The organism is Photobacterium sp. SP02, from assembly GCF_038519165.1.
In the GTDB taxonomy this organism is placed as follows: Bacteria; Pseudomonadota; Gammaproteobacteria; order Enterobacterales; family Vibrionaceae; genus Photobacterium; species Photobacterium halotolerans.
The window spans coordinates 1-20,318 of record NZ_JASJOJ010000069.1 but is presented as its reverse complement, the minus strand read 5'-3'; the positions used below and the strand labels follow the sequence as shown (position 1 = coordinate 20,318).

The 20,318-nt window shown below is 52.3% G+C and carries 23 protein-coding genes; 16 read left to right on the top strand and 7 right to left on the bottom strand.

Going from position 1 to position 20,318, the window contains the following annotated elements:
- From P0Y67_RS19860 to P0Y67_RS19850, 3 genes are all read left to right on the top strand, one after another.
- The coding region (locus P0Y67_RS19860) for a DnaB-like helicase C-terminal domain-containing protein (protein ID WP_342393267.1) at nucleotides 1–181 on the top strand (181 nt) is incomplete at its 5' end.
- 25 nt (nucleotides 182–206) lie between these two features.
- Nucleotides 207–1,286 (top strand): alanine racemase, encoded by a 1,080-nt coding sequence (gene alr, locus P0Y67_RS19855; RefSeq protein WP_342393266.1) that lies wholly within the window; start codon nucleotides 207–209, stop codon nucleotides 1,284–1,286.
- Between the two features lie 16 nt (nucleotides 1,287–1,302).
- The gene (locus P0Y67_RS19850; protein ID WP_342393265.1) at nucleotides 1,303–2,652 is read left to right on the top strand and encodes a BamA/TamA family outer membrane protein; all 1,350 of its coding nucleotides are present in this window, start codon (nucleotides 1,303–1,305) and stop codon (nucleotides 2,650–2,652) included.
- Nucleotides 2,653–2,862: 210 nt separating this feature from the next.
- Here P0Y67_RS19850 and P0Y67_RS19845 read toward each other — a convergent pair whose 3' ends face one another.
- Nucleotides 2,863–4,329 (bottom strand): RimK family protein, encoded by a 1,467-nt coding sequence (locus P0Y67_RS19845; protein WP_342393264.1) that lies wholly within the window; start codon nucleotides 4,327–4,329, stop codon nucleotides 2,863–2,865.
- Nucleotides 4,330–4,404: 75 nt separating this feature from the next.
- Between P0Y67_RS19845 and P0Y67_RS19840 the strand changes: the two genes are divergently transcribed.
- Nucleotides 4,405–5,490: a GNAT family N-acetyltransferase/peptidase C39 family protein gene (locus P0Y67_RS19840; protein WP_342393262.1), complete on the top strand. Its 1,086-nt coding sequence runs from the start codon at nucleotides 4,405–4,407 to the stop codon at nucleotides 5,488–5,490.
- A 48-nt stretch (nucleotides 5,491–5,538) separates the two neighbouring features.
- Here the strand turns inward: P0Y67_RS19840 and P0Y67_RS19835 are convergent, their stop codons facing one another.
- Nucleotides 5,539–6,135: an NADPH-dependent FMN reductase gene (locus tag P0Y67_RS19835; RefSeq protein ID WP_342393261.1), complete on the bottom strand. Its 597-nt coding sequence runs from the start codon at nucleotides 6,133–6,135 to the stop codon at nucleotides 5,539–5,541.
- A 586-nt stretch (nucleotides 6,136–6,721) separates the two neighbouring features.
- Between P0Y67_RS19835 and pgi the strand changes: the two genes are divergently transcribed.
- Nucleotides 6,722–8,374, top strand: coding sequence for a glucose-6-phosphate isomerase (gene pgi / locus P0Y67_RS19830; RefSeq protein ID WP_342393260.1), 1,653 nt, complete (start codon nucleotides 6,722–6,724; stop codon nucleotides 8,372–8,374).
- A gap of 71 nt (nucleotides 8,375–8,445) precedes the next feature.
- Here the strand turns inward: pgi and P0Y67_RS19825 are convergent, their stop codons facing one another.
- The 4 genes from P0Y67_RS19825 to ypfJ form a co-directional block, all read right to left on the bottom strand.
- Complete coding sequence (locus tag P0Y67_RS19825; RefSeq protein WP_027254038.1) at nucleotides 8,446–8,655, bottom strand: cold-shock protein; 210 nt, start codon at nucleotides 8,653–8,655, stop codon at nucleotides 8,446–8,448.
- A 249-nt stretch (nucleotides 8,656–8,904) separates the two neighbouring features.
- Complete coding sequence (locus tag P0Y67_RS19820; RefSeq protein WP_027254037.1) at nucleotides 8,905–9,369, bottom strand: chemotaxis protein CheX; 465 nt, start codon at nucleotides 9,367–9,369, stop codon at nucleotides 8,905–8,907.
- Between the two features lie 36 nt (nucleotides 9,370–9,405).
- Nucleotides 9,406–9,852, bottom strand: coding sequence for a zinc uptake transcriptional repressor Zur (gene zur, locus P0Y67_RS19815; RefSeq protein WP_027254036.1), 447 nt, complete (start codon nucleotides 9,850–9,852; stop codon nucleotides 9,406–9,408).
- Nucleotides 9,853–10,211: 359 nt separating this feature from the next.
- Nucleotides 10,212–11,105: a KPN_02809 family neutral zinc metallopeptidase gene (ypfJ, locus tag P0Y67_RS19810; RefSeq protein ID WP_342393259.1), complete on the bottom strand. Its 894-nt coding sequence runs from the start codon at nucleotides 11,103–11,105 to the stop codon at nucleotides 10,212–10,214.
- A 521-nt stretch (nucleotides 11,106–11,626) separates the two neighbouring features.
- On the opposite strand from ypfJ, the gene P0Y67_RS19805 reads away from it, so the two are divergent.
- From P0Y67_RS19805 to P0Y67_RS19790, 4 genes are all read left to right on the top strand, one after another.
- Nucleotides 11,627–13,198 carry a S8 family peptidase gene (locus tag P0Y67_RS19805; RefSeq protein ID WP_342393258.1) on the top strand — a complete coding sequence of 524 codons (1,572 nt, stop codon included), beginning with the start codon at nucleotides 11,627–11,629 and terminating at the stop codon, nucleotides 13,196–13,198.
- A 203-nt stretch (nucleotides 13,199–13,401) separates the two neighbouring features.
- Entirely contained in the window at nucleotides 13,402–13,806 is a 405-nt protein-coding gene (locus P0Y67_RS19800; protein WP_342393257.1) for a DUF3597 domain-containing protein, read from the top strand.
- 811 nt (nucleotides 13,807–14,617) lie between these two features.
- The gene (locus P0Y67_RS19795) at nucleotides 14,618–14,857 is read left to right on the top strand and encodes a hypothetical protein (RefSeq protein WP_342393256.1); all 240 of its coding nucleotides are present in this window, start codon (nucleotides 14,618–14,620) and stop codon (nucleotides 14,855–14,857) included.
- A gap of 202 nt (nucleotides 14,858–15,059) precedes the next feature.
- Entirely contained in the window at nucleotides 15,060–15,272 is a 213-nt protein-coding gene (locus tag P0Y67_RS19790; RefSeq protein ID WP_342393255.1) for a YegP family protein, read from the top strand.
- Between the two features lie 51 nt (nucleotides 15,273–15,323).
- Here P0Y67_RS19790 and P0Y67_RS19785 read toward each other — a convergent pair whose 3' ends face one another.
- Nucleotides 15,324–15,932, bottom strand: a complete 609-nt coding sequence (locus tag P0Y67_RS19785) for a S24 family peptidase (protein ID WP_342393254.1) — start codon at nucleotides 15,930–15,932, stop codon at nucleotides 15,324–15,326.
- A 134-nt stretch (nucleotides 15,933–16,066) separates the two neighbouring features.
- Here P0Y67_RS19785 and P0Y67_RS19780 point away from each other — a divergent pair, with 134 nt between their 5' ends.
- The 7 genes from P0Y67_RS19780 to P0Y67_RS19750 are packed head-to-tail and all read left to right on the top strand — an operon-like array spanning nucleotide 16,067 to nucleotide 20,317.
- Entirely contained in the window at nucleotides 16,067–16,321 is a 255-nt protein-coding gene (locus P0Y67_RS19780; RefSeq protein ID WP_342393253.1) for a pyocin activator PrtN family protein, read from the top strand.
- A 9-nt stretch (nucleotides 16,322–16,330) separates the two neighbouring features.
- Complete coding sequence (locus P0Y67_RS19775; RefSeq protein WP_192015895.1) at nucleotides 16,331–16,519, top strand: hypothetical protein; 189 nt, start codon at nucleotides 16,331–16,333, stop codon at nucleotides 16,517–16,519.
- Nucleotides 16,519–18,294 (top strand): replication endonuclease, encoded by a 1,776-nt coding sequence (locus P0Y67_RS19770; protein ID WP_342393252.1) that lies wholly within the window; start codon nucleotides 16,519–16,521, stop codon nucleotides 18,292–18,294. The genes P0Y67_RS19775 and P0Y67_RS19770 overlap by 1 nt, the downstream gene beginning before the upstream one ends.
- Before the next feature lie 4 nt (nucleotides 18,295–18,298).
- Entirely contained in the window at nucleotides 18,299–18,607 is a 309-nt protein-coding gene (locus tag P0Y67_RS19765; protein WP_342393251.1) for a hypothetical protein, read from the top strand.
- Nucleotides 18,600–19,094 carry a hypothetical protein gene (locus tag P0Y67_RS19760; protein WP_342393250.1) on the top strand — a complete coding sequence of 165 codons (495 nt, stop codon included), beginning with the start codon at nucleotides 18,600–18,602 and terminating at the stop codon, nucleotides 19,092–19,094. The genes P0Y67_RS19765 and P0Y67_RS19760 overlap by 8 nt, the downstream gene beginning before the upstream one ends.
- Nucleotides 19,060–19,572: a hypothetical protein gene (locus tag P0Y67_RS19755; protein ID WP_342393249.1), complete on the top strand. Its 513-nt coding sequence runs from the start codon at nucleotides 19,060–19,062 to the stop codon at nucleotides 19,570–19,572. The genes P0Y67_RS19760 and P0Y67_RS19755 overlap by 35 nt, the downstream gene beginning before the upstream one ends.
- Nucleotides 19,535–20,317: a hypothetical protein gene (locus P0Y67_RS19750; protein ID WP_342393247.1), complete on the top strand. Its 783-nt coding sequence runs from the start codon at nucleotides 19,535–19,537 to the stop codon at nucleotides 20,315–20,317. The genes P0Y67_RS19755 and P0Y67_RS19750 overlap by 38 nt, the downstream gene beginning before the upstream one ends.
- The last annotated feature ends 1 nt before the right edge of the window (nucleotide 20,318 follow it).

The following is a 20,318-nucleotide window of genomic DNA, read 5'->3' as shown; positions in this document are numbered from 1 at the left end:
CTTGATCATGTTCATCTACCGTGATGAGGTATATCACGAAGACAGCGCACTGAAAGGCATTGCCGAAATCATCATAGGTAAGCAGCGTAACGGTCCCATCGGTAGCGTGCGCCTGACTTTCCAGGGCCAGTTTTCCCGCTTTGACAACTATGCCGGCCCGGCCTTTGATGATGAGTATTAGCGTTAACCCAGCAGCAGGACAATGAATGAAAGCAGCTACCGCCTATATTGATACCCGGGCTTTGCGCCAGAACATGAGTTTGATCAGACAGCAGGCGCCCGGCTGCAAGTTGCTCGCCATGGTCAAAGCCAATGGCTACGGGCACGGTCTGGAGCAGGTTGCGACCGGGCTGCCGGATGCCGACGGTTTTGGTGTCGCGAGGATTGAAGAGGCTCTCTCGTTGCGTGCCTGTGGCGTGGTAAAACCGATTCTTCTGATGGAAGGTTTTTATTCGCCATCAGACTTACCTGTGCTGGTGACCAATAACATTCAGACTGTGGTCCACACCATAGAACAGTTGGAAGCTCTGGAGCAGGCAGTGCTGGAGATGCCGGTGAAAGTCTGGCTCAAAATTGACAGCGGCATGCATCGCCTCGGTGTGCGCCCGGAAGAGTTCCAGGCATTTGTCGATCGCCTGCATGCCAGCCCGAATGTGGCGCAGCCGCTGCGGTATATGAGCCACTTTGCCTGTGCCGATGAGCTGGACAGTCCGGTGACAGACAGCCAGATCCAGACTTTTATGTCCCTGACGCAAGGTTGCCGGGGCGAGCGCTCTCTGGCCAATTCCGCGGGTATTCTGGCCTGGCCGGACAGCCACCTGGAGTGGATTCGTCCCGGTATTATCATGTATGGCATTTCACCGTTCGCCGATAAGACGCACTCTGCCGAAGCCTTTGGTATGCAGCCTGTTATGACACTGACCTCCAGTGTGATTGCGGTGCGGACACTCAAGCAAGGGGAAGCGGTCGGTTATGGCGGCACCTGGGTCAGCGAGCGGGATACCAAAGTCGGCGTGGTGGCCATAGGTTATGGCGACGGTTATCCGCGCACCGCACCGAACGGTACGCCTGTGCTGATCAACGGCCGCTGGGTGCCGATTGCCGGTCGGGTCTCTATGGATATGCTGACGGTCGATCTGGGACCGGATGCCACCGACCGGGTGGGCGATGAAGCGGTATTATGGGGGCAGGGATTACCTGCCGAGGTGGTGGCCGAGCATGTCGGTACCATAGCGTACGAACTGGTCACCAAGCTGACCTCGCGCGTGGCCATGGCGTACCGGTGACAATGAAGAAACTGTTATGCTGACTCCCTTATGCCGCCGGGCATTATCCCCTACCAGTGTCTTCCATCCCAGACAAGCCGTGGTCAGTGCCACGGCTTGGTTGTTTTCAGCCTTGCTCTGGGCGGGCTATCCGGCGGTTGCCTGTGCCTCTGATGACGGTATTAAGATCAATACCGGCGGTTATGATGACGAGGGCGAACTGAGTTGGGCAAAAGATTATGCCGTGGTGCCCTTTGCTTTTTATACCGACAATATCGGCTTTGCCCTGGGCATGGCCGGAGTGGTCAAAGGCGCTTTTCAGCCACAGGCCTCACTGTTCGGGGCCGGGCTGAAAGGGAACAAGGGCACCTGGCTGACCTATATGCGCGGCGATAACTTTCGCTTCAGCAACGACAGCCGCTGGCTGTTCGGTGCCGAGATCTACAACGCCGATTTTCAGCATACCGATTTTTATCTCGGCGAGGCGGCCAGCAATGATTCCACTGAGCTCGATGCCTTTAACGCCAATGCCTATGATGCCAGATACCGGCTGTTTGCCCGTTATATCTTTCCGCTGGGCTCTGCAACGGCCAATCCTCTGGCTGCGCTGGCGCTGGAGCGGCCGCTGACCGGCAGTGCGCCGTGGCAAAGCGGGATCACCTCCCTTGAATTTCGTCCTTATTATCAGAGCCGCCGCTTTCACGACTCCCCGCCTTTGCCGGACACGGAATTTGCCGATACTGACGAGGTCTGGGCGCTGGAAACCCGCCTGGAGTGGGATAACCTCAACAGCGAGCATAACCCCAGCCAGGGATCGCACAGCCTGCTGACGGTGACCACAGATCCCGGCGGCAGCGATCGTGAAAGCTGGTGGCAGTGGGAACTGAGCCAGAGCTGGTTCTGGGATATCGGGCCGGCCGGTGAGTGGTTTGAGCAGCAGGTGATAGCCTTTAATGCCTATGTGTCGGATGTGCCGAGCTGGAATCAGAGTGAGCAGGTGCAGGGTCAAATCCGTTATCACAGGCCACCGGAATTTGCCCGCGCCAGTCTTGGCGGGCTGTTTCGCCTGCGCAGCTATCCCGGCGGGCGTTTTTCTGATCGCAGTGCGCTCAGCTACAGCATGGAATACCGGGTCATGCCCGAATGGCAGCCGCTGAGCGGCTGGCCGGTGTTTGACTGGTACGATGTCCCTTGGTGGCAATGGGTGCTGTTTACCGATCTGGGGCGGGTGGCAGATCAGTTTGATCTGGCTGAACTGAACCAGGACATGCGCTGGAGTGCCGGTGGCGCAGTGCGCTTTCAGGTGGAAGGTGTGGTGGTACGGGCTGAAATGGCATGGGGCGAAGAGCAAAGCAGCTTTAATGTCATGGTGAATCAGCCCTTCTGAGAGCGGTGCTTTAGCTGTTCGTCCTCCTCCTTTTCAAGGGGGAGGCTAGGAGGGGGTTACCGGGCACCAACGCCAAATCCATGCACGTCGCACGAACCCCACCCTAACCCTCCCCTTGCCAAGGGGAGGGAATAGCAAAGCTTCAGCAAATTCTGTACAGTCCCTCCCCCTTTGGTCGGGGGAGGCTGGGAGGGTTACTGGGTCACAGACTCAAAAGCCGCGCAGCTGAATGCGGCGCAGAAACTCTGTCATCACCCGGTCGTAGAGCAGATCGCCAAGGAAAGCATCTTCGACTTTATGATCGATACTCGGGTTATCGTTCACTTCTATCACCACCACCTGACCATTCACTTCCTTCAGATCGACGCCGTACAGGCCTGCCCCAATCTGGTTGGCCGCTTTGAGCGCCACCTCGATCACGTTCTTCGGCACCTGTTTCAGATCCAGGGTTTCAAAGCCGCCCGAGGTGACCCGGCCGCTGTTGTGGTGCTGGTAAATCTGCCAGTGGCCGCGGCTCATATAGTATTTACAGGCAAACAACGGCTGACGGTTGAGGATACCAATCCGCCAGTCAAAATCTGTCGGCAGAAACTCCTGGGCCAGAATCAGCGTACTGCGTGCAAACAGGGTATCCATTTGGGTCAGCAGCTCTTCGCGGGTTTTAACTTTGACCACGCCGACGGAAAAAGCACCGTCCGGCACCTTGAGCACCATAGGAAAACCTATGTCGTTTTCGGCTTGTTCGAGCCAGTTAGGATCGAAGCTTTTCAGCACCACGCTTTTCGGGGTCGGGACTTTGTGCAACCGCAACAATTCGGTGAGAAACACCTTGTTGGTGCATTTCATGATCGACTCCGGATCGTCCATCACGATCAGGCCCAGCTTCTCCGCCGTTTTGGCAAAACGGTAAGTGAAGTTACCGATATTGGTGGTGGCACGGATGAACAGGCCGTCAAATTCGCCCAGCCGCGACAGATCATCCGGGGTAATGGCCTGCAGCCGCATGCCCAGACGCTTGGCGGCTTTCTTAAAATTGTGCAGGGCCGCACTGTCTGACGGCGGCATCTTTTCGTTCGGATCGACCAGCAAGGCCAGATCGTAGCGTGCATTCTTGCTGGGCTTGGGTGAGCGCCACACCTTGTTGGAAAAGCGCTCCAGTGCCTCGGCAAACAAATCCTGCTCAGGATCCGTCAAATCCTGAAACGGGAACGGCGTGATCTGATCGACCTGCCAGTGCGAATCGGAGCGGCGGATGATCACTTTAATCACAGGCACCATAAAGTGCTCGAACAGGCGGCGCGCCATTTTTTCAAAACCGGGCACTTTGGACTGACCAAAGTAAATTTTTTCTTCGAGCTGATCCCCAGACGACTGCAACTGGTGCGCAAAGGCTTTTTCCAGCTGGTCTGACGGTACCGACAACAGGAAGGGCTGAGACAAGTCATTAATTGTCATCACACGGGGAATCACCCTGTGCCCGCGGGCTTCGGCCATCAGCGAGCAGTAATAACCGCTGCTCATGTAACCGTAGTCACGGCACAGGTTAATGACCTGAGTGGCTTTGTTTTCACAAAACGCGCCCTGCTGCAAATATGTGTCGACAGTGACAACCCTGTCAGAGGGAAAATACTGCCGCCAGTCACTGTCGTTGTCGGTAATAATGAGGACTTTTGTCATCTTTTTCTTCACCTATAGCCTTACGGCTAATTTTGGGATTAAATCGAACTAGTCCACTCAAGCGTGAATAAGTCCATGATAGTCCGTATTGCACAGCTTTATGATCTAGATAGTTTAAATGCTCTGGAGGCTCAGCTTTTTGACGGGGATCGAATTTCACCCCGTCAGATGCGGCGGTTTATTAAATCACCCCAGAGCGTGCTGTTTGTCGCGGAAGATGAAGGCCGGATAGCTGGCTATGGGCTGGTGTTATTTCACCGGGGCACCCAGCTGGCGCGGTTGTATTCCCTTGCCGTCGATCCCGTTTATCGAGGCAGGCACATTGCTCAGCAGTTATTGTCTGCCTGTGAAGCGGCGGCACTGGAAAACGGTTTCAATACATTAAGGCTGGAAGTGCGCAATGACAATGTCGCGGCGCGAAATCTTTATGAAAAATGCGGTTATAAACCATTAAAAATTTTAATCCATTATTACGATGATCTGGCCGATGGCGTCAGGATGCAAAAACGCCTGAGCCCGGTGGAAGCTAAGCATTTGCTGCCGCTCCCTTTGTATGTGCAGACCACACCATTCACCTGTGGTCCGGCATGCTTAATGATGAGTCTGTCTTATCTGGAGCCGGCCTTTCAGCCCAGCCGTCAGATAGAGATGCAACTGTGGCGTGAGGCTACCACTATCTTCATGGCATCAGGCCACGGCGGCTGCAGCGGGCACGGGCTGGCACTGGCGGCGCACCGGCGCGGGTGCAAAGTGGAATTGTGGGCTCAGTCACTGTCCACGCCTTTTATCGACAGTGTGCGCGATCCGCGGAAAAAGGACATTATCGAGCTGGTCCATCAGGATTTTTGTCAGCAGCTGGATGAGGCCGGTGTACCTGTAGTGGATGCCATGCCGGCGGTCAGTCAGATTGAAGAGTGGCTGAAACAGGGCTGCTGTTTGCTGATGCTGATCAGTACCTATCGCTTTAACGGCTGCAAAGAGCCGCACTGGATTGTGCTGAGCGGCGTCAGCGATCAATTCTTTTTCTTTCATGACCCCTTTGCTGAAGACAAGGCAGACAGCAGCCATCGCGCCCATATCCCGCTCAATAAAGCCGGACTGAGCCAGGTCCTCGGTTTTGGCCGTCAGAAACAGACGGCCTGTGTGGTGATCAAACCCTAGCGAGTATCGCTTAGGCTTTTTTTGCTGTCAGGGGCCTGATATGGGGAGTTACATACCGAACGGGAAATCTTTCATTCCTTGTTGCAGTTCTGCTCGCACCGGGCTTAAGGCTCTGGCGTAGGCTGCCAGAGATTTGATGGTATATTTGGCCCGGCCGTCGAAGCGCTCATCGCTGACGGTCTTGTCCGCTGCCAGCAGAGTTTCACAGTCGCGGAAGATCAAATGATCCGGGATGAAACACGCATGGTTGTTCTTACTGCCTGTCATGCGCAGCTCACTGATAGGGTAGACACCGTTCACGCTGGCGGAAACACTGGCCAGCAGCACCGGCTTGTGGCCCAGTTCTGCCGACGTGCACAGCAACAGGAAGTTCTTGAGGGCCGGGGTTGCCATGCCGTGCCATTCCGGCGTGATCAGTACCACCGCATCCGATGTTTTCAGCCCTTCAGCGAGCGCTCGCCAGCCACTCCATTCATCATTGCCACTCCAGACCCCTTCATTCCACAGCGGTAGATTAAGGGTACTTAAATCCATGATCTCTGTTTCCTCGAACCCTTGCTCATGGGCCAGGGCCTGTAAATAGGCTGCCGCCTTTACACTGTATGATTGTTGACGATGGCTGCCTGAAATAATGCTGAGTTTCATGGTTCTTTTCCTTTTGTTATTTCTGCGGACGCGTCCAGTGAGTGAAAATAGATAACTTCATACAAAGTATCTTTCACAAAAGATATCTGACTAAAGATAAGCCTGATAAATCTTTTTATCAAGTATCTTTTCATCAAGCTAATAGGTTCTGTTTCTACAAAGTGATGAAGAAGAGCCATGGCTGGCTCTCTGACCAGGCAGGTGGCTGGATTGAGAGGGTTACTGATCCGGCAGCATCATTTTTAATCTGTTGTTCAATTTCATCAGCCATGGGTAGGAAATCTGGCCAGAATTCATCTGGATGCTGCTGCATTTTAAGCTGGTAGTCGCTTTTCTCTCTTTATTTCTTTCGAACTGCAGGATAATTTCCTATAGTTTAGCGGCTGTACATGATTCGCCGAAAGCGTGACCTGGAGCAAGGCAGGTAGGGCGGTGGCGGCGGCATAATTAACAATAAGTTGTAAAATTACCAAAATATCGCCATGCTTATGGCCAGTTTGGCTGTGTAAACGCCGTTGAATTGGACATTCATTGCTGCACCACCGGTTGTGCTGTAGTGAAAAAATAACACATCAGGAACGTCATTATGTTGAAAAACATTAACCCCACGCAAACAACTGCCTGGCAGGCACTGACTGCCCATTTTGAACAGGCACAGGATCTTCAGCTCAGTGAGCTGTTTGCTAAAGACTCATCACGTTTCGAGACGTTTTCCGCGGCGTTCGGCAACGATATCCTGCTGGATTATTCAAAGAACCTTATCACTGAAGAAACGCTGGCCAAGCTGTTTGATCTGGCTGAACAGACCGAACTGAAAACCGCCATTGCGTCTATGTTCAACGGTGAAAAAATTAACCGCACCGAAGACCGCGCCGTACTGCATGTCGCGCTGCGTAACCGCAGCAATACGCCAGTGCTGGTGGACGGCGAAGATGTAATGCCGCATGTGAATGCCGTGCTGGCAAAAATGCAGCAGTTCTCCGACCGTATCATTGGCGGTGACTGGAAAGGGTACACAGGCAAGGCGATTACCGATGTGGTAAATATCGGCATCGGCGGCTCTGATCTGGGTCCTTACATGGTGTCGGAAGCGCTGGCGCCGTACAAAACCCGTCTCAACCTGCATTTTGTCTCTAACGTGGACGGCACCCATATTGCCGAGACTCTGAAGGGGCTGAACCCGGAAACGACCCTGTTCCTGGTGGCGTCAAAAACCTTCACCACTCAGGAAACCATGACCAACGCCCATTCGGCGCGTGACTGGTTCCTGGCTGAAGCCCAAGATCAAGCGCATGTGGCGAAGCACTTTGCTGCGCTGTCGACCAATGCTGAGGCAGTATCCGCCTTCGGTATTGATACTGACAATATGTTCGAGTTCTGGGACTGGGTCGGCGGCCGTTATTCACTGTGGTCAGCGATTGGTTTGTCGATCTGCCTGGCTGTGGGTTACGAGCGTTTCGAAGAGCTGCTGGCCGGTGCGCATGCGATGGATCAGCATTTTGCCCAAGCACCGCTGAACGAGAATCTGCCGGTCATTCTGGCGCTGATTGGCCTGTGGTATAACAACTTCTTCGGTGCCGAATCTGAAGCCATTCTGCCTTACGATCAGTACATGCACCGTTTTGCGGCTTACTTCCAGCAGGGCAACATGGAATCGAACGGTAAGTATGTCGACCGCGGCGGTAATCCTGTGGATTATCAGACCGGGCCTATCATCTGGGGTGAGCCGGGCACTAACGGTCAGCATGCGTTTTATCAGCTGATCCATCAGGGCACTAAGCTGATCCCGTGTGACTTTATTGCCCCGGCAATCAGCCACAATCAGCTGGGTGATCACCACCCTAAACTGATGGCAAACTTCTTTGCCCAGACCGAAGCGCTGGCATTCGGTAAAACCCGCGAGCAGGTGGAAGCGGAATTCACCGCGGCAGGTAAAACGCCGGAGGAAGCGGCAGAGCTGGCGCCATTTAAAGTGTTCGAAGGTAACCGTCCGACCAACTCGATTCTGGTCAAGCAAGTGACCCCGTATACCTTGGGTGCACTGATTGCGATGTATGAGCATAAGATCTTCACTCAAGGCGTGATTTGGAATATCTACAGCTTCGATCAGTGGGGCGTTGAGCTGGGTAAACAGCTGGCCAATCAGATTCTGCCGGAACTGGCGGACAACGCACCGGTGAGCAGCCATGACAGCTCGACCAATGGCCTGATCAATACCTTTAAGCAATGGCGTCAGTAATCTAGCCGGAAGCCTGAAATGATAAAACGCCGCTTTTGCGGCGTTTTTCTTAGTTGCGGCATGCCTTAGGGTTAAGACAGGGCGACCACTTCGCTGGCTTGTGGGCCTTTCTGGCCGTCAGTAACGATAAACTCAACGTTTTGGCCCTCTCTCAGGGTACGACGTCCCTGAGCCTGAATGGCGCTGAAGTGAACAAAAACATCTTTGCCATCAGCAGCAGAGATAAAACCAAAACCTTTATCATCGTTGAACCATTTAACGGTTCCTGTCAGTTTACTCATTTGACGATCTTTCCTTTGTAATCTATTCCTTGCGTTACCCGAAGGCAGGCAACACGAATGCTATTAACAGGTATCTTTATAGGTGAGTAGATGCCTAAATAGCATTTCCAGTCTAGATCGTAACCGGAATGCGGGGCAATGATTTATGCGTTATTTATGCAAAAAGAGTGAAAGAGTTACGCATAGTCACGCCAATAGGTCAGGCCAGTTTGCACTGGCCTGCAGAAAAAGAGGTGGTGTTTGAAAACGTTAGCGGTCGAAGCTGATTTCGATGAAGGCTTTGCCGTATTCAGATTCAAACGGCATGATGATGATCGCCCCTTCGCTTTTGTGCGTGATGGTGTGGCCGCGGCCTGACACAACAGCGGGCGTGGCCATTTCAAAGTCATAGCCTTTTTCAGACAGAATACGTTTAGCGCCACCTGTGACCATATTGGTGATCTCGCCGACCATATCGGTCACTTCATCATTGATGCCATTTGGCCGTTCGCCCAGCATGCGCTGCATGATTTCCAGCGCGAGGCCTTCATCAAAGGTAATGGACATCGAGCCTCTGGTCTGCGGGCCAATCATACCAATCAGGCCAGATACATCACCGCGGGCGACTTCATCTTTTTTCAGCAGAGGTTTTTGCGGGGCCAGCTCCATTGACGCCATGGTCTTGAGCACATTCAGCAGAGAGGCCAGAAACGGGTTTACAAATTCTGCTCGCATAGGATCTGGATTGCCTTGTTGTTGTTCAGAAACGGACTACTTCTTATGTTGGCATGCTTGGCACACACCGTGGCTTTCAACCACATGGTGAGAAATCTGAAAGCCCTGTTGTTGTGCCTTTAGTTTTAGCATTTTAGCCAATTCATCGTCGTGACATTCCTCCACATGACTGCATTCATCGCAAATTAATAGCTGTGAACAATGAGAGGCATGGTCCAACAGATTGCAGGCGATATAACTGTTTGTCGACTCGACTTTATGGACAAAGCCCTGGGCCAGCAGAAAGTCGAGTGCGCGGTATACAGTGGGAGGCTTGGCCTGAGGTTCAGTTTCCCGAAGCAAATCAAGCAGCTCGTAAGCACTGATAGAACTTTGGCGCTCAACAATCAGTTCCAGTACTTTCTGGCGTTGCGGGGTCAGCCGGACTCCACGTTTATCACAGAGTGTTTGGGCCTGATTCAGCAGTTGCATATGATTTGCCATACTTCCTCAAAAAAAGCGACTAGCGTCATAGTCTATCATAGCATTTCAAAAACCTAGCTCTGAGAGACATAATCCAACACGGATGGACAAAATTTTCGTGTAACTGATCACATTCGCATCACCGGTTCAGTCGCTGACGGCATGAGTGATTGATTTATTGACTGGTTTATCAGTCATAAGAGGCTGCCAATTCCAGACATTGTTCCGCAGCGCCAGCAGTCACTGGCGCTCATCTGTCATCGCAGCCACCCGGAACAATGCGAGGCAAAGTGTATGCACAAACCGTTAAATGGCAAGCAGGACTTAGGGGCTTGGTCGATCTTTTCAGGGCCAGCATGCTGCCTGGCCCCGGATCAGGGTTATTGCAGGTTCTGGAAGGTGTCGCAGTCGTTCGGGTTACCGCTTTCAAACCCTTTGCGGAACCAGCTCGAGCGCTGTTCAGAGGTACCGTGGGTAAAGGCGTCTGGCTGAACGGCCTGGCCCGCCATTTCCTGCAGCCGGTCGTCACCCACTGAGCTGGCGGCTTTCAACCCCTCTTCAATGTCGCCGGGCTCCAGCAACTGCATGTCATTGTGGACATAGTAGCCCCAGACCCCGGCATAGCAGTCGGCCTGAAGTTCAAGCATCACGCTCAAGCGATTGGCTTCGGTTTCGCTGGCCTGCTGCTGCATCTGGGCGACCTGCTTGTTGGTGCCCAGCACATTTTGCACATGATGACCCACCTCGTGCGCTATTACATAGGCAAACGCGAAATCGCCGGGCGCCCCCAGTTTTTTCAGCTCATCCATAAAGCTGAGATCCAGATAAACCTTGCTGTCTGCCGGACAATAAAACGGCCCGGACTGCGCCTGACCCATGCCGCAGCCTGTCTGGGTGATATTGTTGTACAGCACCAGCTGTGGTTCGGGATACTGGCCATCGAGCAGCTTGCTCCACACGGTTTCTGTGGTACCCAGAATCGCCGCGACAAACTGAGCCTCTTCGTCAGTGGCCGGTAAGCCACCGGTTTGTGCGCCTTCCTGTTGCTGCATCGCCCCGGAACCGGGCTGCACATCCATCATTCCGGCCCCGCCGGTAAAATACTGGTAAGCCAGGTATATCCCGCCGACAACCAGAATAAGTTTACCCACTTTGGTTTTGAGCAGAAAAGGGAGAAAACGCAGCAATCCAGCAACCGCCATCCCGGAATGAGCTGGCCCCTGACCGCGTCTGTCATCAATGTTGGTACTTTGTTTGGTCTTGCGCCAGCGCATAGGTTTTCCCCTGAGTCGTGAAGAGGTTCTCATCAAGTCTGAACGAAAAGTGCACTTTTTTCCTGTTACACCCTGAGACGGGTGGTATTTTCATTCAGCAGGACAACAGGCTTTTTAGTTAGACGAGATCTTGTGCTTTGCAAATCCGGGAAAAATCAGCATTTTGGTCTGCTGTAAAGCCTGAGTTTTGTAACCTTATGGCTTATTTCTGTTATTTAATGATTAACTTAATGAAATATAACCACTATTGATCAGTTTTTTTACCTGTTCGGATTTATTTACATCTTTCCTTTATCAGATTAAGCCCATGACTATTGCCAGATAGCGATATAAAAACAGTGGGTTACTTATGCCTTGTTATGAGTCTCAACTTGGATGTAACCACGCATCTCTCTGTTTCATTCGAGAATTTCGGTATTTTCATCTTATGTATAAGGGCTTGGTTGCGTATAGGTTTTAACTGTGCCTGATGTGAGGGGTAGGCAATTCCAAGTAACGGACAAACATAAAAAGGAATAACAATGTTTAAGACAATGCTAGGTTGCTGTATCACGTCTGCGCTGGTATTAGCCAGTGCTGCCATTCAGGCTGAAGACTCACAGTTTGCAGCAAGTTCGGAGTCACAGGCCAGGCTGATCACCGCGGCACCTGAGAAGGCAGTCGCCAATCAGTATATCGTGGTGTTAAAAGAACCGGCGTATATCGCCAATGATATCGCCGCACGTGCCGAGTTTGTGGCCCGTACTGTCGAGTCTATCAGCACACTTCATGCTGTGAATGCGGAAAGGGTGTTTGATTCTGCCCTGAGCGGTTTTGTTGCTGAGCTGACGACAGAGCAACTCAAGGCTCTTCGTCAGGACAATCAGGTCGACTACATAGAGCAGGATCAGCGGATTTCACTCGATCCGGTTTTCCCCGAAGCCTTTGATGCCCAGCAGACCAACGCTACCTGGGGTTTGGATCGCGTGGATCAGCGCAACCTGCCGCTGGACGGTAATTTTGTCACCCAATATAACGGCGCAGGCGTGACGGCGTACGTCATTGATACCGGTGTCACCACCACCCATGCCGAGTTCGGCGGCCGTGCCCGTTCCGGCTACGATTTTGTCGATAACGACAGCAATGCCACCGACTGTAATGGTCACGGTACGCATGTTGCCGGCACCATTGGCGGTACGCGCTACGGTGTGGCGAAGAACGTCAGCCTGGTCGGGGTGCGGGTACTGAGCTGTAATGGCTCGGGCACCACATCCGGGGTGATTGCCGGGGTGGACTGGGTGAAACAGAACGCCTCGGGGCCATCTGTGGCGAATATGAGTCTGGGCGGCGGCATTTCTACCGCACTGGACAGCGCCATCAACAGCGCGGTCAATTCAGGCGTCAGCTTCATGCTGGCGGCGGGCAATGAAAACCAGGATGCCTGTAATGTTTCACCCGCCCGGGTGGCAAATGGCGTCACTGTCGGCTCGACAACCAGCTCTGATCAGCGTTCCAGCTTTTCTAACTGGGGCAGCTGTGTCGACATTTTTGCCCCGGGATCCTCCATTACCTCTGCCTGGTATGACGGCAGCTACAAAACCATCAGCGGAACCTCGATGGCCACACCGCACGTTGCCGGGGTCGCTGCGCTGTATCTCGATGAGTATCCGAACCTGACCCCTTCTCAGGTCAGTCAGTTACTGGCCCAGCGCGGCACCACAGGCAAAGTGAGTGATCCGCGCAACAGCCTTAATCTGCTGGCTTACAGCGGCACAGATAATGGCGGCGGCGATCCAGGTACCCCGTCAGACGGCAAACTGGAAAACGGTAAAGTGCAAAGTGGCCTGAGCGGGACATCCGGCAGTGAGCAGCATTACTACATTGATGTGCCGGCCGGACGTACCTTGACGGTCCGCACTTCTGGCGGAACGGGCGATGCCGATCTGTATGTCCGCTTCGGTCAGAAAGCCACCAAATCCAGCTGGGATTGCCGGCCGTATCGTGCGGGTAACAGTGAAACCTGTTCGATCACCCCCACTCAGTCTGGTCGCTACCACATCATGCTCAATGGCTATAACGCTTTCGGCAGCCTGTCGCTGCAGGCCAGTTTCTGAGTCGTTATCACGAATAAAATCATTATTGCCGCGCCCCGGACAAGGAAGTTCAGGGCGCTTTTTTGTTAACCCGTCGCCAGTCGTTGAAATGCGACGCTCTGCACCGAATAACCCGACTAGCTTTAATGAAGCTGAGCGAGCACTTCTGCCGCTCTGTTTTGCCTGTCATTCGCAATCCGGCCAACACCGGTTAAGGAGCCGTAATGGGTTTGTTCAACGATATTCTCAACAAGCTTGGCTTTGGAAAAAAATCACCCCAGACACCAACGCCATCTTCCAACGTCACATTTGCCCCCGATGAAACACCTGCACCCGCCTCTCCGGCTGAGCCAGCCGCTCCGGCCATGGAAACTGTTGATGTGGTCGCCAAACTGGAAGCTATGGCGACCGGCCATCCGGAAGCACTGAACTGGAAAACCTCTATTGTCGATCTGCTGAAACTGCTGGGTCTCGACAGCAGCCTGTCAGCCCGCAAAGAACTGGCGACTGAACTGGGCTGCCCCGCAGACAAAATGGCCGACTCCGCCCAAATGAATATGTGGCTGCATAAAACCGTGCTGCAGAAACTGGCCGACAACGGCGGTAACGTGCCGGATGAGCTGCTGTGACTGAATAAGTAAAAATCGTTTTCTGCATAACCCATCAGCCCTGGACTGACGTGGGCTGATTTGGGTAGTGCCCCCTGAACGGCTATCTTTGACCGCTTAGGTTGCCTGAGGCCGGCTTGGCGCCTTTTTCCTGATCATTTTGTATTCTGCATGTATAATACGCCCCTGCTTTTTAACGAAGATAGTTGCTTTGTACCGCCTGTTGTCGCTTTCGATGTCGTTTTCGACGATAAATGAGGCGAGATTGTCCTGCTCTGGAAGGGGGACGGCGAGGGTACAGTGAACGGAATTCGGGCAATTTCAATTGAAGTGACAGGAAATTCAGAATGACGCGACACACTGAAAACACTCAGGAAACTTTTGGCCTCGCTGGCGAACACCCTTCATGCCGTTTTTCGGTTGCCCCTATGTTGGATAATGCGCACAATTAGCGCCCTGTCTGGGCTCGTGCGCGGTATACGTACCGAACTCGTACGATACTACCTTTCCGGAATACTTTTCAATGTCAGTTTGAACGATTGAGCGTACATTAATATAGCTAGCGGCTTTGTAAGCTCTGGGGAGGGGGGAGCTATTAAGCAAAGAGGTTGTCTTCGGGAGGAACTCTGAAATCTTTAATAAATTGAAGTAATTAGTAGTGACATAAGAACCGCAATCAATATCCTTAACTTATTTTTTTGAGTCACGTCACATTTTTTCTCCTTGTATGGTTTCTGTTTCATATTTGTCTACTATTTTATAGGTATAACATAGATTGATCATACAAATAATTAATCAATCTTAATACTAATGTCAGTTGGCGAGGTTTATCATGAATTCAGGAGCATATTTTTATATATATAAAGATTTTGAAGGTCAATGGAGGTGGTGGTTTGTATCTGAAAGTAAAGATGTTATAGCTATTAGTCAAAATGGTTTTGATAATCTTGCAGATTGTGAAGAATCAATATTTCATTTAAAAACACAATCGCCAAACGCCTTTGATTTTGGATGCGTTAATTACAATATTTCCAAAGAGTGTGAGTACCCGCGTGATTTATGTTTGATGTAAAGTGTGTGAAATTCAAGGCGCACTTAAGCTTATGTTTTTATTGAGCTAAATATTACACCCGGGACTGGGGTAAAAGAATTTTATGAATTGTAAATTATAAATCTACTTGGAAAGCTGTGAGAGCCCTTTTTTAAAAGAATACTTTAATTGGGTTAACTATTTAGTTTCTCAAAAATTATATTTTTGGTGATGGAGGTGGATCATGGCAAGTCTTTCTTATTTCGAAGTTTATCAAGATGATCTTAAGCAATGGCAGTGGCGTTTAAAGTCAAAAAATGGCCAAACGATAGCAGTCAGTTATGGAAGTTATCAAAGATTGGTTGATTGTGAACATTCAATTACACTTGTAAAGCAAGAGTCACCATACTCCCCTGCATTTGGTGATGTAGAGCATAATTCTTCTATAACTCGTTAATTATTAATATACTCAAAACTGTCTGTAATGTTTTGAGTATATTGGATTTATCTACATTCTTTGCCCTGACCAAACAACCTCACCAACCACTTCAAAATCACTGCTCATGATTTCCTCTTTGGATAGTTCCCAAGGCTGATAGCTGTCGTTGTCACTGGTGACAGAGAGGCCGTGTTTTGAAAACTGTAGCCGCTTCACCATCAATTGACCTTCATAACGGAAGACATAAATTCCATCCCCAGTGAACTGATCCACACGGTTCACCATGACCAGACAACCATTCTTGAGCGTTGGATACATGCTGTCACCCTTCACAGGCATCAGGAAGATGTTGTTTGCGTTGACGCCGATCTCTTTGTTGATGAATGTTTCGCTGAATACGATGTCACTGGACTTCTCTTCACACACCACTAAAGCACCGTGCCCGGCACTCACTTCAACCTCATATAAGTCCAAATGCACATAACCTCTTGGCGGAGCAATCACCCCATTTTGTGATATCTGTCTCGCTTTGATGAAAATATCTTCAGGGATGTGATCACGGTACTTCCAGTTAGAAATGGTCTTTGGGGATTTACCTAAAACCCTTGCCAGATCTACATTCTTGGCAGTGTTGGTAAGCTTCTTCAGTTCCTTAAGTTGTTCCTCAAAAGTTCCCATTTCTATCTCCTAGTGTACTTATGGGGTTGATTTGCTCTTTGTGATCCTCAATAATTCCCTTTGTCGTTGTTGGGGGATATTTAGGGTCGTTTGGATTTCCTTAAATGTCTCCAAGTTTACTACATGGAGATTTTATGAACACTAGTTTTGCTTTATTTGCCCGATTCGAAAGCCCAATTGTAGAACTGAAGCAAGTCTCTCAGGAGTTCTTTGGCGTCACACCGAAGACAGCCGAACAAAGAGCAAAAGCTTGTGACTTCCCGATTCCTACTTTCAAACTGCGTGACTCAGAACGCTGTCCCACCATGGTCAAAGTCGAAGATTTAGCGGCCCACATCGACAAGAAATACGCAGAAGCGCAAGCGGAATGGCGTTCGGTACACGGTTAAGAGGCTACGATGGATCCGATTCACGCCCCTTGCCCGGACATGGCTGGCATGGTCAGCCCTGATCCCGAGAAACGCCAGCGCGCTGTATTCCTGCTGGGTAAGTTGCGGGAAAAACACGGGATAAGAAAGCGCACCTACACACCCCGCCCGATGAACTACACATGCACGCCAACAGGCTGCTATGAGGTCAATGAGTAATGCAACACGGTACGGTTTTTACTCGTCATTTCTTAAAACGTCTTCCGCAAGTCGTCCGTCAGGATATCCGCACCAAGATAGCCAGCCGCCAACAGCGCGGCGGGGCTACCCGTGACAACCTTGACCGCTTCAGTGATGAGGCGGTGAAGTTCGGCTTGAAAGTTGCCCCCTTCATTGAAGACAAGTTTTCTTTTGTGGACAGTCGCAACAAGGTCAACGCCGAGCGTTTGAACCATAACATTCTGATGCGAGACGAGGCCGTGCGTAAGCTGGCCCGTCTAGTTGCTGATGAGAATATGCAGGCAATGAAAGACATTGACCCGCAGGTTTTTGACAGCTTTCTGGAAGCTATGAAGCATATCTATACCGTGCTGGCTGAGAATATCCGCGCCATTTCCATTAACCCGCCAGTCATGCCGGGCGACAAGATGGAAGAAGAACGGGCCGAGCAAGAACTCACGGCTTCAGTGCTGAAAATGCAGTCTGAAGAGTGGATTGAACGCCGCCTGTTACACCTTCGGGCGCAGTACATCGAGTACGCCCAGATTGCCCTTGAGCGCGTTGGCGACAAAGGGCACCAGTCGAAATACCTTTCTTACCCGTCTTTCCAGAACTGGAAGAACAAGCAGCGTGAAGCGGAACGCTTCATTCAAGGCACGGTTGTTTACAACGAGGCCACCGGGGAGCACTTCGACCTTGCCGAGGTGATCAAACGCACCACGGCCAACCCGGAAAACCGCCGCATTGAAATGATGGTACGTTCCCGTGGCTTTGAAGAGCTGGCGCAGGACTTGGGTTATACCGCCTTGTTCCTGACGTGGACATTGCCGAGTAAGTACCACCGTAATTCCAGCAAGTGGAACGGGGCCACGGTCAAAGAAGGCCATAGCAATCTGATGCAGCAATGGGCGCAGGCCCGTGCCCTGATTGCCAAGGAAGATATTCACTACTTCGGTTTTCGCGTGGCGGAGCCGCACAAGGACGGCACCAGTCACGGCCACTATTTTCTGTTCTGCGATCCGAAAGACAAAGACACCCTGATTGACATCATATCCAGCGTGGCGACCAGTGAGGACAGAGCCGAGCTGGGCGATGACATTTCCCCGCGCTTTGACGTCAAGGAAGCCGACCCGGCCAAAGGCGGCGCAACGGCCTATATCGCGAAGTACGTTTCGAAAAACATCAACGGCAAGCACATGCCGGACACCGAAGCTGAAGAAAGCGCCTTTCGCGTCCGTGCGTGGGCCTCGGTGCATCGTATCCGCCAGTTTCAGCAGTTCGGCGGTGAGCCTGTTTCCCTGTGGCGACATCTGCGCCGGGCCACCGAAGAACAAACCCGTATTGATCCCAAACTGGAAGCGCTGCGACAGGCGGCGGATTCCTCAAAGTGGGCGCTGTTTTGCCAGCTCGCCGCTGATGCGCAGTTGGCTTATGAAGAAAAACAGAACCAGTACGGCGAGAGCGTGAAAAAGGCTATCGGCTTTCACTGGGTTTCTGAAGGGGTGAGTACTTTCATTTCGACATGCAACGAGACCTACCGATTAGTGAAAAAGTCGGAGTTAGGGGCGCTGTTAGAGTCGCGGAGCGGCTCCCCTTGGAGCACTGAAAATAACTGTAACCCCATGCTCGGAGAGCACTTAAAACAGGTGACCGGATGGAGCCATGCCGGGGTGCAGTGCCTGATTAAACCCATATTGGCCGGGGCCAAAGTGCCAATAGACAAAGATTGCCAGCTCAAACTGGCAAATAACCGCTTAATTGTGACCCGAGGATAATCTGATGATTGAAACCATGACCGCCCAGCAGCTACGCCACGCCGAGAAAGCCATTGATACGGCGGAAGCCTTATCCGTGGAGGTGAAAGGCGAGATTGAAAAACTCAAAGCGCTGGATATGAAAGTGCTGGTGAAAAAGGTCTCTGCCGTGATGTTCAGCGGCGGCTCCCTGAGTCTGGAGGCTATCGGCCTGCCTGCAGACTTTTTTGACAAGCTGGAAATGCTCGACGGGATCAGCGCGAAAGCCCGCGCCGGTTATCGGGCTGAAGTACAAGCCCGTCTGACAGTGCTGGAAGGGGGCGAGGATGAGTAAGAACCCGACCCGCGGCTATATCCGCTGTACGGTGCCCGAGTGCGGCGAGGTCTGCACGGTGCATATGACCGGGGAGCACCGCCTGATGGAGTCCGGCGAGCCGCCGAAGAACCCGCGCAATATTGGCAAGCTCTATTACCGTTGCCCGCGGTGCGGCAACAGTACCAACAGCACGTCAATGCATGAGCACATTGAAAAGCACAAGGTAGATACGGTTCAGGCGCTGGATGATGCGCCTGTTCAAACCGTTAGCGAATCCGTTCGGGAACCCGTTAAGGAACCCGTTCAAAGCGTTAGCCTGAGCGTTACCCAAACCAGTGAGGACGGGTTACCCGCGTTAACCGAACCGGGGGAAAGCGCCCCGAAAATCCACTGGAAAACCCTGTATCCGTGGTTAGTCGGGTTATTTGTACTGGTAATGATTTTAATTGGTCTGTGTAAAGGAAAAAAAGATGACAGCAACAGCGGAAAACTTGCAGCAAATTGAGGCGTTTGACCTCGTCGAAGAACAGCCCCAGGCGGATGACTGGGCGGACTGGGGCGCGGCGATTCAGCAGCTCGAATCACAGGAAGCCCCGGAGCCGGATGACGTGGCGCAGGACGCCGCCAATGATGACGACGCGGCAGAAGCGGCGGTTGATTTGCTGGACTTGGGGTTTGTCCTGTCCGAGCAGGCGATCAGCTTTGCCATCGGGATGGATTTTGAATACGACGAGAAAGCCAAGGGCAAGGTGCTCAAAGCCGCCGGGCCATTGATGCAGAAACACGGGGCAACGTGGCTGAACTGGCTCGGGCAGTACAAAGAAGAAATCCTCTTCTTGGTGGCCGTGGTCGGTCTGGGCGGCGTCACGGCTCGTCAGGTGAAAGGGTTACGGGCGGAGAAGCGCGCCCAACTGGCCGAAGCGCAGGAAAAGCAGGAGGTGGACGATGGCGAAAAAGCCGATCCTGAACCTGCCGCGGCCTAAGAATTCCAACACCCATCTTGACCCGTTGCACCGGGTCATTATCGGCGGCACGGGCAGCGGGAAAACCTCACTGGTCAAGCACGGGAAATTCATTACCGCCAAGGCGCAGGCGGTGTTCTTTGACCCCTATGAGAACTACGCCGGGAAACCCTTTCAGGGCCAGCAGGTTCGGGGCTACCACTCGAAAGCGGATTTCCTCAAGGCACTGGTGAAAGCCCGTCAGGGGCAAAGCGCCTTTAAGATTGCCTACATCCCGGCGGACTTGGTGTTTGATGAGCTGGAATTCTTTTCGGCGGCGGTGTGGTCAGTGCTGGATGGCCGCAAAGCCCCCCTTGAAATCTGCATTGAAGAGCTGGCGTCCTGCTCGCCCACGGCAGGCACCCTGAAGGGGAAAACCGGGGAGCTGTTGCGCGGTGCCCGTCAGTATGGCGGTATCGTGACGACGGTATTCCAGCGGGGGCAGGAGGTGCCAAAAACCATTACCACCCAGTCACCGACGTGGTATCTGTGCGCGGTCAATTCGATGAACGATGCCAAGTATTTATCAGATGCGAAAAGCGTTCCGGTGGCTGACATTGCCGCCTTGCGCTCGGCCAAAGTGAACAAGCTGGAAATCAACAAGCCGATCGCGGATTTCATCCACGTCGAGGACGGCGTGGGCAACTATCAGAAAGGGGCGCTGAACTGCCAGACAGGCCGCAAAGTGGCCCTGAGCTACCGGAAAAACAGCAAAAAATCAGCGTGAT

Coding starts and splice junctions, on each gene's coding strand:
- P0Y67_RS19835 (WP_342393261.1), bottom strand. CDS start 6,135: ATGAAACTCAGCATTATTTCAGGCAGCCATCGTCAACAATCATACAGT.
- P0Y67_RS19850 (WP_342393265.1), top strand. CDS start 1,303: ATGCTGACTCCCTTATGCCGCCGGGCATTATCCCCTACCAGTGTCTTC.
- P0Y67_RS19785 (WP_342393254.1), bottom strand. CDS start 15,932: ATGGGAACTTTTGAGGAACAACTTAAGGAACTGAAGAAGCTTACCAAC.
- zur (WP_027254036.1), bottom strand. CDS start 9,852: ATGGCAAATCATATGCAACTGCTGAATCAGGCCCAAACACTCTGTGAT.
- P0Y67_RS19795 (WP_342393256.1), top strand. CDS start 14,618: ATGAATTCAGGAGCATATTTTTATATATATAAAGATTTTGAAGGTCAA.
- P0Y67_RS19765 (WP_342393251.1), top strand. CDS start 18,299: ATGATTGAAACCATGACCGCCCAGCAGCTACGCCACGCCGAGAAAGCC.
- P0Y67_RS19840 (WP_342393262.1), top strand. CDS start 4,405: ATGATAGTCCGTATTGCACAGCTTTATGATCTAGATAGTTTAAATGCT.
- pgi (WP_342393260.1), top strand. CDS start 6,722: ATGTTGAAAAACATTAACCCCACGCAAACAACTGCCTGGCAGGCACTG.
- P0Y67_RS19780 (WP_342393253.1), top strand. CDS start 16,067: ATGAACACTAGTTTTGCTTTATTTGCCCGATTCGAAAGCCCAATTGTA.
- P0Y67_RS19800 (WP_342393257.1), top strand. CDS start 13,402: ATGGGTTTGTTCAACGATATTCTCAACAAGCTTGGCTTTGGAAAAAAA.
- P0Y67_RS19825 (WP_027254038.1), bottom strand. CDS start 8,655: ATGAGTAAACTGACAGGAACCGTTAAATGGTTCAACGATGATAAAGGT.
- P0Y67_RS19755 (WP_342393249.1), top strand. CDS start 19,060: ATGACAGCAACAGCGGAAAACTTGCAGCAAATTGAGGCGTTTGACCTC.
- P0Y67_RS19770 (WP_342393252.1), top strand. CDS start 16,519: ATGCAACACGGTACGGTTTTTACTCGTCATTTCTTAAAACGTCTTCCG.
- P0Y67_RS19845 (WP_342393264.1), bottom strand. CDS start 4,329: ATGACAAAAGTCCTCATTATTACCGACAACGACAGTGACTGGCGGCAG.
- P0Y67_RS19750 (WP_342393247.1), top strand. CDS start 19,535: ATGGCGAAAAAGCCGATCCTGAACCTGCCGCGGCCTAAGAATTCCAAC.
- P0Y67_RS19760 (WP_342393250.1), top strand. CDS start 18,600: ATGAGTAAGAACCCGACCCGCGGCTATATCCGCTGTACGGTGCCCGAG.
- P0Y67_RS19820 (WP_027254037.1), bottom strand. CDS start 9,369: ATGCGAGCAGAATTTGTAAACCCGTTTCTGGCCTCTCTGCTGAATGTG.
- alr (WP_342393266.1), top strand. CDS start 207: ATGAAAGCAGCTACCGCCTATATTGATACCCGGGCTTTGCGCCAGAAC.
- ypfJ (WP_342393259.1), bottom strand. CDS start 11,105: ATGCGCTGGCGCAAGACCAAACAAAGTACCAACATTGATGACAGACGC.
- P0Y67_RS19790 (WP_342393255.1), top strand. CDS start 15,060: ATGGCAAGTCTTTCTTATTTCGAAGTTTATCAAGATGATCTTAAGCAA.
- P0Y67_RS19805 (WP_342393258.1), top strand. CDS start 11,627: ATGTTTAAGACAATGCTAGGTTGCTGTATCACGTCTGCGCTGGTATTA.
- P0Y67_RS19775 (WP_192015895.1), top strand. CDS start 16,331: ATGGATCCGATTCACGCCCCTTGCCCGGACATGGCTGGCATGGTCAGC.